Origin of the sequence: Desulfovibrio sp., from assembly GCF_041907885.1 — a bacterium.
Taxonomy (GTDB): domain Bacteria; phylum Desulfobacterota; class Desulfovibrionia; order Desulfovibrionales; family Desulfovibrionaceae; genus Desulfovibrio.
This window is the reverse complement of the sequence record NZ_JAYRGM010000002.1, coordinates 1-14,884: the sequence shown is the minus strand read 5'-3', so window position 1 is coordinate 14,884 and position 14,884 is coordinate 1. Positions and strand designations below refer to the sequence as shown.

The following is a 14,884-nucleotide window of genomic DNA, read 5'->3' as shown; positions in this document are numbered from 1 at the left end:
CTTTTCCTGCGCCGTGTGCGGTCATATCTCCCCCATTTACATGCATACACTCATAGCTGTTTTATCCCGGCAACACAATGGCAACCATATTTCTGATTACTTAGCACTCCCCCGCAGCAAACAGAAGAGGCATAAAAACAAAAAATCCATGCAATGCCACGCAGTTGTCACGCACGGCGCTTGCATGGCGGCCCACAGGGTGCTAGCGTTTCATCTGTCATCCAAAACACAAATACAGCGAAAGGTCCGCAGACGAGCGGCCTTTCAGGCTCTACAGCCAGAGGAATACCAGATGAAAGATACCACCGTTGTTATCAAATACGGCGGCCACGCCATGGACAAGCCGGATCTCAGCTCGGCCTTTGCCACCGACCTTGCCCAGCTCTCGGAGCAGGGCATGAAGTTTGTGGTTGTACACGGCGGCGGCCCCCAGATTTCGGGCCTGCTCAAACGCCTGAACATCGAAAGCCACTTTGTCGATGGCCTGCGCGTTACCGATATCGCCACCATGGAAGCCGCCGAAATGGTTTTGTGCGGGCAGGTCAACAAGGCTGTTGTCAATGAATTTGCCCAGCAGGGCGTGCGTGCGGCGGGCATTTCTGGCCGGGACGGCGGCCTGCTGCGCGCCACGGTAAAAAATCCCGCCCTGGGGCTTGTGGGCACGGTAGAGAGCGTCGATCCCGCCCTGCCCCGCTGCCTGCTGGATGCCGGATTTGTGCCCGTGGTGGCCCCCGTGGCCTCCGGCCCGGACGGCAAGGCCCTGAACATCAACGCCGATACGGCTGCTGGCGCGCTGGCCGGGGCCATTGGCGCAGAATATTTTGTGCTGATCAGCGATGTGCCCGGTGTGCTGGACGGCGACGGCAGGCTCATACCCAGCCTCAACCGCAAGGAAATACAGCGCCTGCGCGATGCAGGCGTGATCACCGGCGGCATGATTCCCAAGGTGGGGGCCTGCCTCAACGCTCTGAACGCGGGCTGCCAGCGGGCGCTCATTCTTGATGGCCGCTCGCCCTCAAGCCTGCGCCGCTATCTGCTGGACGACGCCCCACTGGGTACGGTTGTGACCGACTAGGAAGTGGTATGCCGGGGTTGGCTACGGCAAATGCCGGTTCCCAGCCTGTGTTCCCCTCTGTTGCAGAGGCCCCCGCATACAACGGCGGCAAGCGCAGATTTCAAAAAAAGGCCCGATACCGCACGGCGCATAGAAACTGCGCCACCCGGTTTCGGGCCTTTCGTACTTTTGCAAGATCAGTTTTTCAGCGGCCCCGCCGCACCCACCATTCGCGTTCAACCTTGCCATACCACCAGCGGTTGTGGTCTGCGCGCAGCACCGCCTCGGCCACCTGCTGCGCCGCAGGGCTGCGCAGACGCTTGACCGCGCTTTCCAGCCACTGGGCCGCAAAGTCGTTGCCCTTGTCAAGTTCGGCCTTGAGATTGCAGATGAAATCGAGCTGGTCGGCGTCGTGCGCCAGCAGGGCCTCGCGGCTCGATTCTTCTTCCAGCTCGTCCCACAGGGGCAGTACATCCTGTTCCAGCCCGGTTCCTTCCAGGCAGTCTTGCAGCGCCTTGCGGGCCTGGCACTGCGCATAACGGTGGTTCACATAGTTGAGGTCGCCGGTGCGCGCCTCGTGCAGATCGTGGAACATGCACAGATAGGTTACCCGCGCGGGATCCATGCCGCACATGCGGGCCAGCACGTAGCCCATGACGCTCACCCGGTAGGAATGCTCGGCCACATTCTCCTGCCCGGTTCCCAAAAAGGCGTAGCCCGTGCGCGGGGTGTGCCGCAGCATGCCCACTTCGTTAAAAAAATCTGCCAGACGGTCAAGCCGCTCTGCGCTCACGTCCACAGCCGCAAAATCGCCGTTGTTGGTCTTGGACTCGCTCATGCCTGTTCAATACCGATACCGGCGGCGCGTGGCAAGAACGCACCGCAAAAGCGCGGACAGCCGCACAGCCAGGCCGGTTGAGCCGGGCTGGCCACAAGGCGGAATGAACCGCCCGCAGCCTCAGTTGCTGTACAGGGCTTCGCCATCTTTAACTTCAATGGTGACAATCTGTGATGTGGCGGTATTGTTCTGCACGTCTGTCATTTCAAACATGAACATGAACTGCCCGTCGCCCATGTCCGTATCTTCAAAGGTAACTTTTTTACCAAGGGTAAAGCTGTCCACCTCCACCTCCTGAAACTCGCCGTCCTCGTCATCCATCTGCATGGCAAGAAGAATAGTGGTAACCTTGTCGCCCGCCTTGAGCCTGATAAGCGCCTTGTCGGTCATTTCGCCTTCCTGCACACGGCGCGCACCAAGAACCTTGTATTCCTTTTTTGCAAAATCGTAGACGACAATCAGGTTGCAGCGCACCCCGTTCAGCATGATGGGCACAACATAATGGTTTATCCCGTCATCCTGATGCGTGATTTCAAGATACACCAGATGATCGTCCAGAGCTGCCCACCTTCCCTGAAAATTGTCCTTGAACACGCCCTTGGCCCAGTCGGCCTCCATGTCGGCATCCTTGCCCAGCAGCATGATCAGGTTGTCTTCGATACTGTAGTAGGCAAGGTAGAACTGCACGCTGTCCAGAAACTTGACGCGCTCTGGGCCAAGATCGAGCCGCGCCTCACCGCCGTTGCCGATTGTGACCTCAACATCCTCAAGGCTCGTAATATCCAGCGGTTTGAGCGGCACAACAGAGGCGCCCACCGCGCTGGCCGCCTGACCAAGCAGGGCCGCAACACTGCCCACCGAGGGGCCGTCATCCGTCTGCTTGCCAAGCATGGCCGCCAAGCCGGACTGCAAGGGAGCCCACTGGCCTTGTGTGCCCCCCTGCCCCTGCGGGGACGGGGACGCGGGGGAAGGGGCGGGGGAGGGCGGAGCCTGCGCCTGTGGCGAATTTTCTTCACGCTCAAGGGCTGCTGTTATGTCGGTGGAGATGCGCTCAAGGTGCTTTACCGCGCTGTCCGTATCCAGAAAACCCAGCTGAAGCCCGCTGAGAACCAGAAACGTGGTGATGTTCCCGGCCTGCATCATGCTGGAAAATCCCGACTTGCCGCCGTCAAAGGGATAATAGCCCGAAAGGCCAGAGGGCGACCGGTACGGACCATGCACCGAATAGACAACCGCATCGCCCAGGGAATCGAGAAAGTGCTGGGAAAATTCTGGCAGGGTTGTTTTGAGCCTGCGCACCATCGAACCCAGATCCACCATGTTGGAGTATCCCTCTGAGCGCGAATTTACGTAATTTTCAGCAGCCTTGGCCTGCCTGCCGTAGGCGGCGTAAAAGCTGTCGTCATCCATGGCGAGCGAAACAGCTTCAAGCCCCAGGGCGTTGTAGGCCAGATTCACAAAAGGAATCTTGGCAAGGTCGATGAGCGAGAGGGTGGCGTTGCCAGCCGTTTGCGCCTCTTTGCATCCTTCAAGGTAGGTATCGCAGATAATCCTGCCAAGCGCCTCCGGGCTCAGGGCGGTATTCGCCCCCAGCGCATTTGGCCAGGCGGTGTAGTGCCAGCCGTTGGCGGGCTCTACCTCTTGCGAGGCCACCATGTACCTTGCAAAACCGCTTATCGCGCTGGCCGTGTCCAGCGTGGCCATAAGACAGGCATCAAAACCGATGATTTCAAATGGCGGGCGCTCGGCTGAGGCCGTGTAGACCTTTTTGAAGGAATTGTTGATTTCCTTGAGTGTAAGGGCATCAAAATTAAAGTTTTCGTCATTGGCAACACCGCCTATGCTGCCGCCGCCGTGATCCCAAAAAATGAACACCTGGTGGTCTGCGCTGTAGTTTTCTTTGCAAAAGGCAAGAAAGGAGGTCAGCGTTTTTTCATCTCCCATGCTTGCCTGCGGCAGCTTGGCCACCTGCTCAAGCTTGCCCTTGTGGTAGACATAACGGCCAATGTGCTTTGAGCTGATACCCGGCCTGTGCCATTGGCCAGCACCGCCGGTCTGGATGACAACCTTTATATTGTCCGGCAGGCGGGCCTTGAGCAGCTCTGCCAGATCGGCAGAGGCCGCGCCGTCTTCCGTCTCAAGATTGCTGCCGCAGAGATACCAGTACACGGCCCAGGTTTCAGCCGCACGGGCATGATAAGGGCAGAGCAGCGAAATCAGCAGCAAAAAAGGCAAAATGCAGGCTGCGCATCGTTTGGGATAGCGAACAGTTTTGAGCGGCATAATGTGTACTGATTCCTGGCTTGCAGGGTTACGCCGCCAGAAGACAATGGCCCCGGGGCGGTCAATAGGCCTCAAGGGGCCTGCGCGTCAGATCACCCAACCGGGCGGTCTTGCCGTACCAGTAAAGGGCATTTTCCCTGTTTTTGTCCACACCTTTGCCTCCCGGTGTTCCGGGGGGCGGCATGCGCCTTCGCAGCAGGCCCCTGCCGCTTGCCCGCCGCCAATCTATAACAGCAGCAGCGGAATACCCACCTGAAGCAAGACGGCCAGCAGCAAGGCAAGCCAGCGCACAGAGCCGAGCGAGGCCGGGGTAACGCACTGCCGGAGGGACAACAAACCTTGCAGGGTGCGCTTGAGAGTCCACACAAGGTACAGCAGGGTCGAGCCGCACATCAAAACAACAAGAGCCTTGCTGCCGGGAATTGCCCAAAACTGGCGCAGCATTTCCATCGGAGGCTGGTCACCGGCTGAGAGCTCGTCAAGCCTTGCCATGACCGCCGGGTCATTTCCCATCCAGCCTGCCACGCCAACAATTCCCCCAAGCCCCACCACGGCGAGAAGCAGGGCAAGCCAGACCGTGTTCACCTGCCACTGCGCATGGGCGTATTCTGCCTGCATGCCGCATTTGCGGGCCTGTCGGCGCTGGTAATAGCCAAGGGCCAGTGCGGCCAGACCAGCCCACAACAAAAGGCTCCAGTAAAGCGAAAAGGAAAAGAGAAGCAGCAGAGCATAGCCCGCCCAGATCATGCCGCCAACGCGAGTGCCGGAATCGTTCATCGAGAGTTTCTCCATAACGTGATTTTCAACGTGAAGCATGGACACAGAATTCCAGCAGCGTTTTCCTTCAAATTTGCACAAAGCGGTATCACCCAAAGTGACCTTTTATCCAAAAAAATTTCTCATCCCTGCGGGTGACACTGCCGCACCAGCCTCTCGATCTGCACGCAACTGGCAGGCAGGCCGCAGTTTTATGGAGCAGGGGCACGGGCCTCAGCGGGCGGTTATCAACCACATGCCCCAGATGAACACACATGCAACAAGCTTAATTTAATAATTTTTTCATGCCACCCCCACACATCTCACCCCCAGGGGTGAACCGCAAAAGGCAAAATCGAACATTAAGGTGATGTGCAGCGCCCCGCCCGAAGTGTAGGCCTAATCGGGTTGCGAAGGCCATAACAGGGTTATGGCTGTGGGCGTCGGCACAAACGGCATTGCCCCCGTGCTCTGGCGCATCCCACCCGGCATACGAATATCTTCGGATGATTCTGCTTACGCGTAAATATCTAAGGGAGACGGAGGAAATGATGAAGAAGTATCTGTTGGCCGCACTGACCGTTGTTATGCTGGGCGCTGCCCCTTTTGCAGCCCAGGCAGCAGAACAGGACGTGGCCAAAATCACCTGCAAGGACTTTCTGGCCGACAAGCAGAACATCAGCATGATGGTCATGTGGATTGACGGCTACATGAGCGGCAAGAGCGGCAACACCTCCATCAGCGACCAGTGGATGGAAAAGCTGGGAACCCACCTGGGTACGTACTGCGCCAAAAATCCCGCCAAAACCATTATGGACGCCATTGAAGCAGTGCCCGAATAGCACATGCTGCCTATCGCCGCACACGGTTCCCACACATTCAGGACAACACGGAGAACACATATGAGACGCCTTATTCTTTCTTTTGCCGCTGCCCTCATGCTTGTTGGCTTCAGCGCTGGCGCAGCCCTTGCCCAGGAAATTCTCATTGCCAACGGCACGGGCTTCACCATTCAGCGCCTTGGCCTTGCTGATTCCAATGCCAGCGGCAACGCCCAGGATTTGCTCGGCAACGACACTCTTGCCAACGGCGAAGGTCTGAAGATCAACATCAACGGCAGCCCCAAGGGTTGGGAACTCATTGCCGTTGACAACGAGGGCAACCAGGTGAACTGGCAAAACCTTGACCTGACCGGCGTGAAAAAAATTACCCTGCGCGGCGATGGTTCTGCCGACCTTCAGTAAACAGCACCAACCGTCTGTGGGGCAAGCGCGACTGCCCCACAGGTATGCAACCCAAGGCCGCCTGCCCTGCTCTGTTTCGTCTTGCGGCGGTTTTGAAGAGGAAGAAGCCCGAATTCTGTTCGGGCTTCTTTACGTTATGTCTCCATCTGCCCATGAACGTCTGTTGCTGCGTACTGCCGCAATTTGCAGCACAGCTGCTCCGGGCACATACGTGCCAGTTCCATTGTCACGCGCCTCAAACCTGCGCGTCACGCAACACATCAAATAGCAGATATATACTTTTACTGTTGACCGTCATTCAATGTGGTGTTCTTATAGGAAATAATGAATTTGCGACTGAATATCTGATCACAGACGGCACAGATTTTTCGGAGAACCAATGGAATCAGTCAAAAAGGGGCTCCCCCTCCTTTCCGGCATGGGCATTGCCAGCCTGCTGGCAGCCCAGTTTGTACTCTTTCTCGAAGGCCGGGGGCTTGGCATTGTCTCTTTTTCGCTTCAAAACGCGGCTGCCGGTTTTTGCGGAGGCGCCATTCTTGGCGGCCTGCTTTTTTCAAGCTGGCTGCCCAAGCGGTTTGGCCCCCCGTGCGCCGTGGCCCTTACCCTGGTGAGCGTGCTGCTGTGGGCTGGGGGCATATTCCAGAACAATGCCACCTATTCGTATGGTGCGTGTTTTTGGGGTGGCGCGGTTTTGCCGCCCCTTCTCAAGAATTTCTTTTCGCGCAGCGCGTCACCCGGTTTTCATATGGGCATTGCCTTTGCTGCGGGAGATTTTTTCTGGCTGTTTTTATACCTCTTTCCCCTTTCTGCCGGGTCGCTGCAATGGCTTTTGCTCTGCCTTCAGTTTGTCAGCGGCAGCATGGCGGCCCTGTGCCTGCTCCGTGAGCAACCGCCCGTCGAAGGCGTGGAAATCGTGCGCAAGTCAGACCGGCTGACAACCATCTCGCTCAGGTATCTGACTGTCATCGCCTTTATATTTTTTCTGCTCAATGCCTTTGTTGACATCACTTTTTACCGAATTCACAGCCAGGCCTTTCCCATTCCCGCACAGGTACACCTGTATACATGGCTGGCCTACCCCCTTGTGGGCGTGCTGATCGACAAATCCGGCACAGACATGCGCCTGTTACTCGTATGCATTGGCGGAGTTATTCTTTCCCCTACTCTTGTTGTGATCACAGAAGGAACAATTGTCTACTGGATTATCTATGTGATAGATCTGGTCTGCCGTGGCATAGCGCAACTATACTTTTTGCTTGTTTTTGCACAGATAGGCAGACAGTCACCCCGGCGTGGGCTCATTGCGTCTATTCCCTATGTTACAATGCTTGCGGCATTTTTGTGCGTATACCGCGTTGTCGAGCATTACCCCGGCACAGTGCCTGTCGCGTTCTGGTGCCTGTTTCTTACCACGGCCTTCAGCTACGTGAGTTCGCGCATACAGTACGCGCTGACGCTTTCAGGAGTATCAAGAACACCCACCACTGGCGACGGGCGCGTGGCAGAGAGCGCACCGTTTACTCCGCTGGAACCGCACAAAAATGAACATTGCCGCGCAGACGGCATTGCAGATTTTGCCCTGAAATACGGCATTTCCCTGCGCGAACGGGACGTTCTGTGCCTGATTCTCGAAGGGTGCGATACAGCAGCCATCTGCGACCGCCTGCATATTTCTGAAAACACGCTCAAAACCCATATTCGGCAGATATTGCGCAAGACAGAAACGCGCAACAGAAACGCCCTTCTGGTGCTCTTTTTTAATGAGGAAAGCATGGAAAAAGAAGCCGGGGCGCAGCTGGAGAGCTTTTAGCTGCGGCCTGCGGCGCTGCGGGCAAAACCTGCGCTCTGCGGAGGGTTATTTTACTGTTTCGGCAATGATTCCTGCGGCAAAAGAGCAAAATGCAGCTGCCCTGCGGCGTAACGGACATTGACGATGTCTGGCCGCAACCGCCTGAACAGCTTGTAGGCCTGAAGCGCCCTGTAGCCATACTGACAGTGCAAAAGTACCGCTGCGTCCTGCGGAATACTCTTTACCATGTCATTAAAGGCATACAGCGGCATGTTTATGGCATTGGGCAGATGCCCGTCGGCAAATTCCTTTTGGCTGCGCACGTCAACGACAAGCAGCCCCGGCGTGGTACGTATATATCTGCGGGCTTCTTCTGACGACAACGCTGCCGAATGCGCGGCGCTTGTAGCCGCTGGCAGCGCAAACTGGCCGTAAACATACGTTTCAGCGCAGGCAATCACCAGCAGCGCTGCAACAATTTTCAGCAGCCGCAGCCTTCCATCCGTGCCCCAATACTGGGAAAGTCCATTTTCTGCTGTTTCCACTACAAACCTCTGTTGCCAACGCCCTTGCTTAATAAAAAGCGCTTCTGACGCAGCCAGCGTGCAAAAGAATCCCTACCCCATTTTCTTGCGTGATCGGATACATTTTGTGCGCTGGCAAGGAAGAAACGCCTTTTTATGCAGGGAGTGTACTCTGATGGTACTCGACCGGAATAAAAAAGCGATTCTGACGCAGCCAGCGTGCAAAAGAATCCGATCACTCAAGGCCGTATTTGCGAAGCTTGTTATGCAAGGTAGCCCTCGTAATGCCAAGCTGGCGCGCAGCTTCACTTTTGTTGTCGCCGGTCTGGCGCAGGGTTTCCTCGATGGCACGGCGCTCCACGGTATCGAGGGGCAGGCCGGCCAGAGAGGCCTCCACATCGGGCTGGCGCTCACCGGGCTGGGCGGGGCCGGTGACAACGCTGGGCAGCTCGCGCTCGGTGATGAGGTCGCCGTTGCAGAGAATCACCGCCCGTTCCACGGCGTTTTCCAGCTCGCGCACGTTGCCGGGCCAGGCATAGCGCAGCATGCAGGCCAAGGCCTGGGGCGAAAAACCGCGCACACTTTTGCGGTTGCGGCTGGCGAAGCGCTCCAGAAAATGCGCGGCCAGCACGGGGATATCCTCGGCCCTTTCGCGCAGGGGCGGCACTTCTATACAGATGACGTTGAGGCGAAAATAGAGATCCTCGCGAAAGCGCTTTTGGGCTACTTCTTCGCGCAGGTCGCGGTTGGTGGCCGCAATGACGCGCACGTCCACGGTTATGGCGGCGTCGGCCCCCACGCGCTGCACCTCGCCCTGTTGCAGGGCGCGCAAGAGCTTTGATTGCAGGGTAAGGGGCATCTCGCCGATTTCGTCCAGAAAGAGCGTGCCGCCGTTGGCCTGGGCAAAGCGCCCCTCGCGGCGGCGGTCGGCCCCGGTAAAGGAGCCTTTTTCGTGCCCAAAAAGCTCTGATTCCAGCAAATTTTCTGCCAGGGCCGCGCAGTTTACCGTTACCAGCGGCTTTTCCGCCCGCGCGCTTTCGCAGTGCAGGGCGCGGGCCACCAGTTCCTTGCCTGTGCCCGATTCGCCGGTGATGAGCACCGTGGCCTCTGTGGGCGCAACGGTGGCGATGATTTCCTGCATGGCGCGGATGGGCGCGCTGCGGCCAAGAATGCCGGGGCGGGTTGCGGCATCGCTGAGCTGGCGGCGCAGCTCGCGGTTTTCCACACTGAGGCGCGAATGCTCAATGGCTTTTTCAAGCGCGTGCCTGAGCGCCTCAAAATCCAGCGGCTTGACCAGGTAATCGTATGCGCCAAGGCGCAGAGCCTCCACCGCCGTTTCCACAGACGAGTAGGCCGTCATGAGCACCACGGGCAGGGCGGGATTGTACTCCAGAATATTCTTGAGCGCGTGGATACCGTCCATGCGCGCCATACGCACGTCGGTCAGCACGGCATCAAAGGATTTTTCGCGCACCAGGCTCACGGCCTCGTCGCCGTCGGTGGCTTCTTCTACCGCATATCCCCACGAACGCAGCATGGTTCGCAGCATGCCACGGTGGGCATCATCATCGTCTACAACCAGAATGCAGGTGCTCACGGTATCCTCACTTTATGCTTGGCAACAGCCCGAAATCAGTCTGCACGCGTGGCCTGCGCCACGTCGCCCTGCGCCGCGCGCGGCAGCCAGATGCGGAAGGTGGTTTCGCCACGCCGCGCAGCCTGTGCCGGGCGCGAGGTAACGCTGATCTCGCCGTCGTGTGCCTCTACTATCTTGTGTACCATGGCCAGCCCCAGGCCCGTACCCTGCCCCTTGGTGGTGAAGTAGGGATCAAAAATGTGCGGCAGCTGGCCGGGCTCTATGCCTGTGCCGTTGTCGCGCACCATCAGGCACACACGGCCCTTGCGCTCAACAATGGCCAGGGTGAGCTGCCCGCCTTCGGGCATGGCGTCGAGGGCATTGAGGCAGAGATTCAGCAGGGCCTGCCCCATGCGCTCTGGATCTGCCATGGCCAACGGCACGCGCCGGGGAGCGCGGCAAACAATCTTGACCCCACGCTTTTCCGCATCCTGATGCACAAGGCGGGTCACATGATCAACCACAAGCTTGAGATCTGCGGCGTGGGGGCTCACGTCGCTGGGGCGCGAAAGCCCTATAAGATCCATAATGACGCGATTGAGACGGTCAACCTCGTGTACCATGACATTGGCGGCCTCGCGGTCTTCGCTGCCCTCAGGAAAGCGCTGGCCAAAATAGGTGGCGTAGCCCTTGATGGAACTGAGCGGATTGCGAATCTCGTGGGCCACACCGGCGGCCAGATTCCCCACGGCGGCCAGCTTTTCCTTGCGGCGCACCTCTTCCTCGAGGCGGCGCACCTTGCCCTCGGCCATGCGCTGCCGCTGGCGCGATTCGCGCGCGCGTTCGGCATAATACAGGGCCACCAGACAGGCCAGACCCACCAGCAGGGTTACAGCGGCCAGCATGGCCACATAGTCGCGGTTCTGGCTGCGGGTTATTTCAAAGGGTGAAAGATCAAGCCCCAAAAAAATCACCGGCAACGGAAACCCCCTCGGCAGGTCGCGCATGCCGGGAGAAAACTGCCGGTACACCGCAAACACGCGCCGCCCCTCCATACGCATGATACCCCAGTGGGGCAGCATGTCGGGCGCGAGGTCGCGCATGATGCTGTCGTCGGCCTCGTGCCCGCCCACCTGCAATATTTCGCCAAGGCGAGAGGGGTTGCTGTGGGCCACAATGGTTCCGTCGGGCATGGTGACAGCCACAAATACAATGCCGGGGCTGTCGGCCATTTCTTCCAGCAGCACTTGCAGGCGCACGCCCGCCTCGCTGCGCATGCCCGACCGCAAAATGCTCTCAAAGGCGATGATCAGCGACGAACCTTTTTCTGCCAGCAGGCGGGCCATGGCTGCCTCGCTGCGGTCAATGGATATGAGCGTCAGCAGGGTCACCATAAGCGCCAGCACAACTGCCGCTCCGCCCAGCAGCAGGCCCAGGGGGGTACGCGCGGCAACATAGGCGGCCTGTGCCAATTTTGCCGCATCGTCCTGCGCCGCAGTTGCGGAACAGGCACGGGCTGGCTCTGGCGTTTTTTTGTCAGGGGGGGTGTTTTCCATATTCATAGTGATGCTCGGCATTATTTGCGCTGCCCGCAGATGGCGGCCACATCTGGTCAAAAAATTTGCACGCTTCTTGCAAGAATTTTTACATTCCTCGCGCCCACAAGGCCGGGAATCTTGCCACCCCGTTCAGTGATTGGTATGAGAGCGGGACGAGTTTATTTCCAGAAGGTCTTTTATGATGAAACCCCTTCTTTCTCTTTGTGTACTGGCCAGTCTTTGTCTTCCCCAACCCACGGCGGCAGATCAGACCGACTATGCGGAATATACCCCCGCGCCGGGCAGCCCGGCCGGTGTACACGCGGCAGACATGCGCGCGTGGCTGCAACAGCTTTCGCCCTCGCAGAGGGCCAAGGCCCAGGCCGTTATTGACGAATACACGCCAAAGGTAACCGAGCTGCGCAAAAGCATCATGCAAAAAAAGAACGAACTCGCGCACCTGAGCTACAACCAGAACACCTCGCCCGAAACCCTGCCCCGCTTGGGGCACGAGCTGCAACAGCTGCGGGACGAACTGCGTGCCCTTTTGCAACGGGCAGACCAACGCATGGATAACGAGGTGGGCGTTCCCCTTGGCAGCCCGCAAACACGCGGGTGCAGCATGGAATATCCCGGCCTGTCTACTTCTGCCAGCAAATAACGCAACCGCACACTCACATCAGCGCGCGCCCTCCCTAAAAAGGTGGGCGCGTTTTTTATGCCCAGAGCTCAAATACCCTGTAAGAAAATTATGCAGTTGTACAAATTTTATACAGGGATGAATCTTCAATGTATAAAAAACATACGCTTCCCCGGCCCACCACGCAACGCAAAACACAGACCACATCTTAACATATTAAATTTAAAAGATAAAAAACATTTGGCACGGGCATTGCTTTATAGCAAGCAAACGTTGCACGAACAACGAGCCCATATACAAGAATTTCGAATACGAGGTAGCTTTCCATGAAATCCAAAAAAATCGCCATCGCAACCATACTTGCAGCAACCCTGATGGGAAGCGCCATCACTGTTTACAGCCAGCCGGCCCCTGCGGGCGATATGCCTGACGGCATGCGGGAAATGGGCGGCTGCCAGGGCGAAATGCCCTGCCCAGGCATGCAGGGACACGGCATGCACGGCATGATGGGCCGAGGCGCTTATACCCCAGAACAACAGCAGAAATATGATGCAATTGTGGCCGATTTCGCCAAGCAGATGGAACCCGTCAAAGACCAGATGTTTATAAAAAGGCAAGAGCTGCGCGCCCTGCAAAATGCGGCCAACCCCGACATAGCGGCTGTGCGCGCCACTGCGACTGAAATGCTGCAACTCAGAAAGCAGCTTGGTCAACTGCACGAAACCATGACCCAGCGCATTGAAAAAGAAGTGGGCAAGCCTGCGGCAGCCATGCCGAAAAAGGACGCCCCCGCTCACGCCAAACATCAGCACGGCGCGGCCCAATAGCCACTATCCCATATTGCCGCTCCCAACTCGTCCGCCCATGGCGGTGAACATATAAAGCCTCCTACAGCGTAACCTTTCCGTTATGCCCTCTACCCCCAAGGGGGGCATAACGGAGCCTCCAAAAAACCTCCTCCTTAGAACAGAACCTTATAACCATCAACACCCTCCCTCCCTTCTCGGCCGCCGGTTCCCCCCCGGCGGCCGCCTCCTTTTTTACGCCTGAAAAATGCGAACAGCGCAAAACCGGGCTTCAGGCGCGCGGTGGCATCAGCAGCAACTGCGGTTCAATGCCCTCTTCAAAAGCAAGGGCGCGCAGGCCAAGGGCTGCCCACACAGGGCGCAGATCGCCCCCCGCCCCCCAAAAAAATCCCTGCATGGCCCGTGGCAAACGCAGGGCAAAGCCCCCTGCCGACACTCCTTGCTGCTTGGCTGCCAACGACTGCAAGGCCTCGCGCACGGCCAGCACAAGCGCCCGCCCCTTGACCCTGCCGCCCAGCTCCCTGTCCACGGGCCCAGCCAGTATGGCCTCGGCCAAGCCCTGTTCCGGGGCAAGCCCCATGCGTATGACAGGCACGCCCGCACGCATGGCCGCAAGCCAGCCCACGGCCAGGGCGTCGAGTGTTGGCTCCAGTTCCCAGGGCGTATAGAGGCCCTCGCGCCACATGGCGGCAAGGCCCGTGCCCTCCAGCACCAGGCAGGGATAAAAGCGCAGCATGTCTGCACCGGCAGCCAGGGCCGCAGGCACATCATGGGCAAAATGGGCGGGCGTGTGGCCGGGCATGCCGGGCAAGAGCTGCACCCCAAGCTTCAGGCCAGCCTCGCGCACGCTGGCGCAGGCGGCCAGCGCAGTTGCGCCGGTATATCCCCGGCGCGAGGCCGCAAGCGCACTGTCGGCAAAACTTTGAACCCCCAGTTCCACCACACCGCAGCCAGCAGCGCGCAGCCGCCGAAGAACGGGGGCGTCCACCCTGTCGGGCCGTGTGGAACAGCGAAACGAGCTTATCCAGCCCTGCTCCAGAGCCTCGTTGGCCATATCCAGGCAGGCGGCAAGCTCATTTTCTGGCAGGGCCGTGAATGTTCCGCCATAAAATGCCAGCTCAGCCGGGGGCTGCCCGGCCTCGTGCCGCTGGAGCAGATTTTGACGGGCCTCGCGCAGCACCTTTGCAATGCCTGCGCCCGGCTGCCCGGACGAGGATTGCGGGGCGGGCACGCTGGGCTCGGCGCGCTGGAATTCGGGTGGCAAAGGATGGTGGGCATCCGCAAGCCCAGTCTGCACATCCTGCGCGCAAAACACGCAGCGCACAGGGCAGCCGCGAAAAGGCAAAAACACGGGTACAACCGGCAGGCGCGCTGTTCTTTCTTCCCCTTCTGTTTTGGCTGCCCCGCACTGCCAATGGAGCGGCACGACCACCTTGTGCAAAGAAGCACATAAATGTTGCCAATCCCCTGCATTATCGAGCGAATTACTCTGATAAAGGCTTGCACTTGTGCCCTCTGGAGGGTGTGACCAAAACTTTTTTTTGCGGGGCATAGGTGCTCACTGACTGTGAAACGGTATGTGGAGCGCATCACACGGAAATTGGCATGCAGGCTAATTTTTTAAATAAATCTTGCTCTGCTTGTAAGTTGCGTGTATTTTACACAAAAGTTCCGTTCGTGTGAAGCTGACGACCATTGCTGCGGGGCATCAGGAACACGGGGTTCCATTTAGCCATACCAGCGCACTGCGCCGGAGAGCACTATGAAAAAAACACTGACCAAAGCGGACATCGTGGAGGCCATCTACGAAGAAACGGACAAGAACCGCGTAGATGT

The 14,884-nt window shown here is 58.3% G+C and carries 13 protein-coding genes; 6 read left to right on the top strand and 7 right to left on the bottom strand.

Features of this window, described 5'->3' with window-relative positions:
- Nucleotides 1–292: 292 nt before the first annotated feature.
- Entirely contained in the window at nucleotides 293–1,075 is a 783-nt protein-coding gene (argB, locus tag ACE3NW_RS01560) for an acetylglutamate kinase (protein ID WP_374279661.1), read from the top strand.
- Nucleotides 1,076–1,259: 184 nt separating this feature from the next.
- Here argB and ACE3NW_RS01555 read toward each other — a convergent pair whose 3' ends face one another.
- From ACE3NW_RS01555 to ACE3NW_RS01545, 3 genes are all read right to left on the bottom strand, one after another.
- Entirely contained in the window at nucleotides 1,260–1,892 is a 633-nt protein-coding gene (locus tag ACE3NW_RS01555) for an HD family hydrolase (protein WP_374279659.1), read from the bottom strand.
- Nucleotides 1,893–2,012: 120 nt separating this feature from the next.
- Nucleotides 2,013–4,175, bottom strand: a complete 2,163-nt coding sequence (locus ACE3NW_RS01550) for a clostripain-related cysteine peptidase (protein ID WP_374279657.1) — start codon at nucleotides 4,173–4,175, stop codon at nucleotides 2,013–2,015.
- Nucleotides 4,176–4,400: 225 nt separating this feature from the next.
- Nucleotides 4,401–4,991, bottom strand: a complete 591-nt coding sequence (locus ACE3NW_RS01545) for a hypothetical protein (RefSeq protein WP_374279655.1) — start codon at nucleotides 4,989–4,991, stop codon at nucleotides 4,401–4,403.
- Nucleotides 4,992–5,482: 491 nt separating this feature from the next.
- On the opposite strand from ACE3NW_RS01545, the gene ACE3NW_RS01540 reads away from it, so the two are divergent.
- From ACE3NW_RS01540 to ACE3NW_RS01530, 3 genes are all read left to right on the top strand, one after another.
- The gene (locus ACE3NW_RS01540) at nucleotides 5,483–5,773 is read left to right on the top strand and encodes an HdeA/HdeB family chaperone (RefSeq protein ID WP_374279653.1); all 291 of its coding nucleotides are present in this window, start codon (nucleotides 5,483–5,485) and stop codon (nucleotides 5,771–5,773) included.
- Between the two features lie 60 nt (nucleotides 5,774–5,833).
- Entirely contained in the window at nucleotides 5,834–6,175 is a 342-nt protein-coding gene (locus ACE3NW_RS01535) for a hypothetical protein (RefSeq protein ID WP_374279651.1), read from the top strand.
- A gap of 379 nt (nucleotides 6,176–6,554) precedes the next feature.
- Entirely contained in the window at nucleotides 6,555–7,985 is a 1,431-nt protein-coding gene (locus ACE3NW_RS01530; RefSeq protein WP_374279649.1) for a response regulator transcription factor, read from the top strand.
- 50 nt (nucleotides 7,986–8,035) lie between these two features.
- Here ACE3NW_RS01530 and ACE3NW_RS01525 read toward each other — a convergent pair whose 3' ends face one another.
- The 3 genes from ACE3NW_RS01525 to zraS form a co-directional block, all read right to left on the bottom strand.
- Nucleotides 8,036–8,509 (bottom strand): rhodanese-like domain-containing protein, encoded by a 474-nt coding sequence (locus ACE3NW_RS01525; RefSeq protein WP_374279647.1) that lies wholly within the window; start codon nucleotides 8,507–8,509, stop codon nucleotides 8,036–8,038.
- A 214-nt stretch (nucleotides 8,510–8,723) separates the two neighbouring features.
- Entirely contained in the window at nucleotides 8,724–10,085 is a 1,362-nt protein-coding gene (locus ACE3NW_RS01520; RefSeq protein WP_374279645.1) for a sigma-54-dependent transcriptional regulator, read from the bottom strand.
- Nucleotides 10,086–10,120: 35 nt separating this feature from the next.
- The gene (zraS, locus tag ACE3NW_RS01515) at nucleotides 10,121–11,626 is read right to left on the bottom strand and encodes a two-component system sensor histidine kinase ZraS (protein WP_374279643.1); all 1,506 of its coding nucleotides are present in this window, start codon (nucleotides 11,624–11,626) and stop codon (nucleotides 10,121–10,123) included.
- A gap of 175 nt (nucleotides 11,627–11,801) precedes the next feature.
- Between zraS and ACE3NW_RS01510 the strand changes: the two genes are divergently transcribed.
- The gene (locus tag ACE3NW_RS01510) at nucleotides 11,802–12,263 is read left to right on the top strand and encodes a periplasmic heavy metal sensor (RefSeq protein ID WP_374279641.1); all 462 of its coding nucleotides are present in this window, start codon (nucleotides 11,802–11,804) and stop codon (nucleotides 12,261–12,263) included.
- Nucleotides 12,264–12,568: 305 nt separating this feature from the next.
- Nucleotides 12,569–13,069: a Spy/CpxP family protein refolding chaperone gene (locus ACE3NW_RS01505; RefSeq protein WP_374279639.1), complete on the top strand. Its 501-nt coding sequence runs from the start codon at nucleotides 12,569–12,571 to the stop codon at nucleotides 13,067–13,069.
- Nucleotides 13,070–13,319: 250 nt separating this feature from the next.
- On the opposite strand, the gene ACE3NW_RS01500 is transcribed toward ACE3NW_RS01505, so the two are convergent.
- Nucleotides 13,320–14,474 (bottom strand): elongator complex protein 3, encoded by a 1,155-nt coding sequence (locus ACE3NW_RS01500; protein ID WP_374279637.1) that lies wholly within the window; start codon nucleotides 14,472–14,474, stop codon nucleotides 13,320–13,322.
- Nucleotides 14,475–14,884: the final 410 nt, after the last annotated feature.

Bases quoted from the DNA above. Each gene is read 5' to 3' on its own strand.
- argB (WP_374279661.1), top strand. From the start codon at position 293: ATGAAAGATACCACCGTTGTTATCAAATACGGCGGCCACGCCATGGAC.
- ACE3NW_RS01555 (WP_374279659.1), bottom strand. From the start codon at position 1,892: ATGAGCGAGTCCAAGACCAACAACGGCGATTTTGCGGCTGTGGACGTG.
- ACE3NW_RS01550 (WP_374279657.1), bottom strand. From the start codon at position 4,175: ATGCCGCTCAAAACTGTTCGCTATCCCAAACGATGCGCAGCCTGCATT.
- ACE3NW_RS01545 (WP_374279655.1), bottom strand. From the start codon at position 4,991: ATGCTTCACGTTGAAAATCACGTTATGGAGAAACTCTCGATGAACGAT.
- ACE3NW_RS01540 (WP_374279653.1), top strand. From the start codon at position 5,483: ATGAAGAAGTATCTGTTGGCCGCACTGACCGTTGTTATGCTGGGCGCT.
- ACE3NW_RS01535 (WP_374279651.1), top strand. From the start codon at position 5,834: ATGAGACGCCTTATTCTTTCTTTTGCCGCTGCCCTCATGCTTGTTGGC.
- ACE3NW_RS01530 (WP_374279649.1), top strand. From the start codon at position 6,555: ATGGAATCAGTCAAAAAGGGGCTCCCCCTCCTTTCCGGCATGGGCATT.
- zraS (WP_374279643.1), bottom strand. From the start codon at position 11,626: ATGAATATGGAAAACACCCCCCCTGACAAAAAAACGCCAGAGCCAGCC.
- ACE3NW_RS01510 (WP_374279641.1), top strand. From the start codon at position 11,802: ATGATGAAACCCCTTCTTTCTCTTTGTGTACTGGCCAGTCTTTGTCTT.
- ACE3NW_RS01505 (WP_374279639.1), top strand. From the start codon at position 12,569: ATGAAATCCAAAAAAATCGCCATCGCAACCATACTTGCAGCAACCCTG.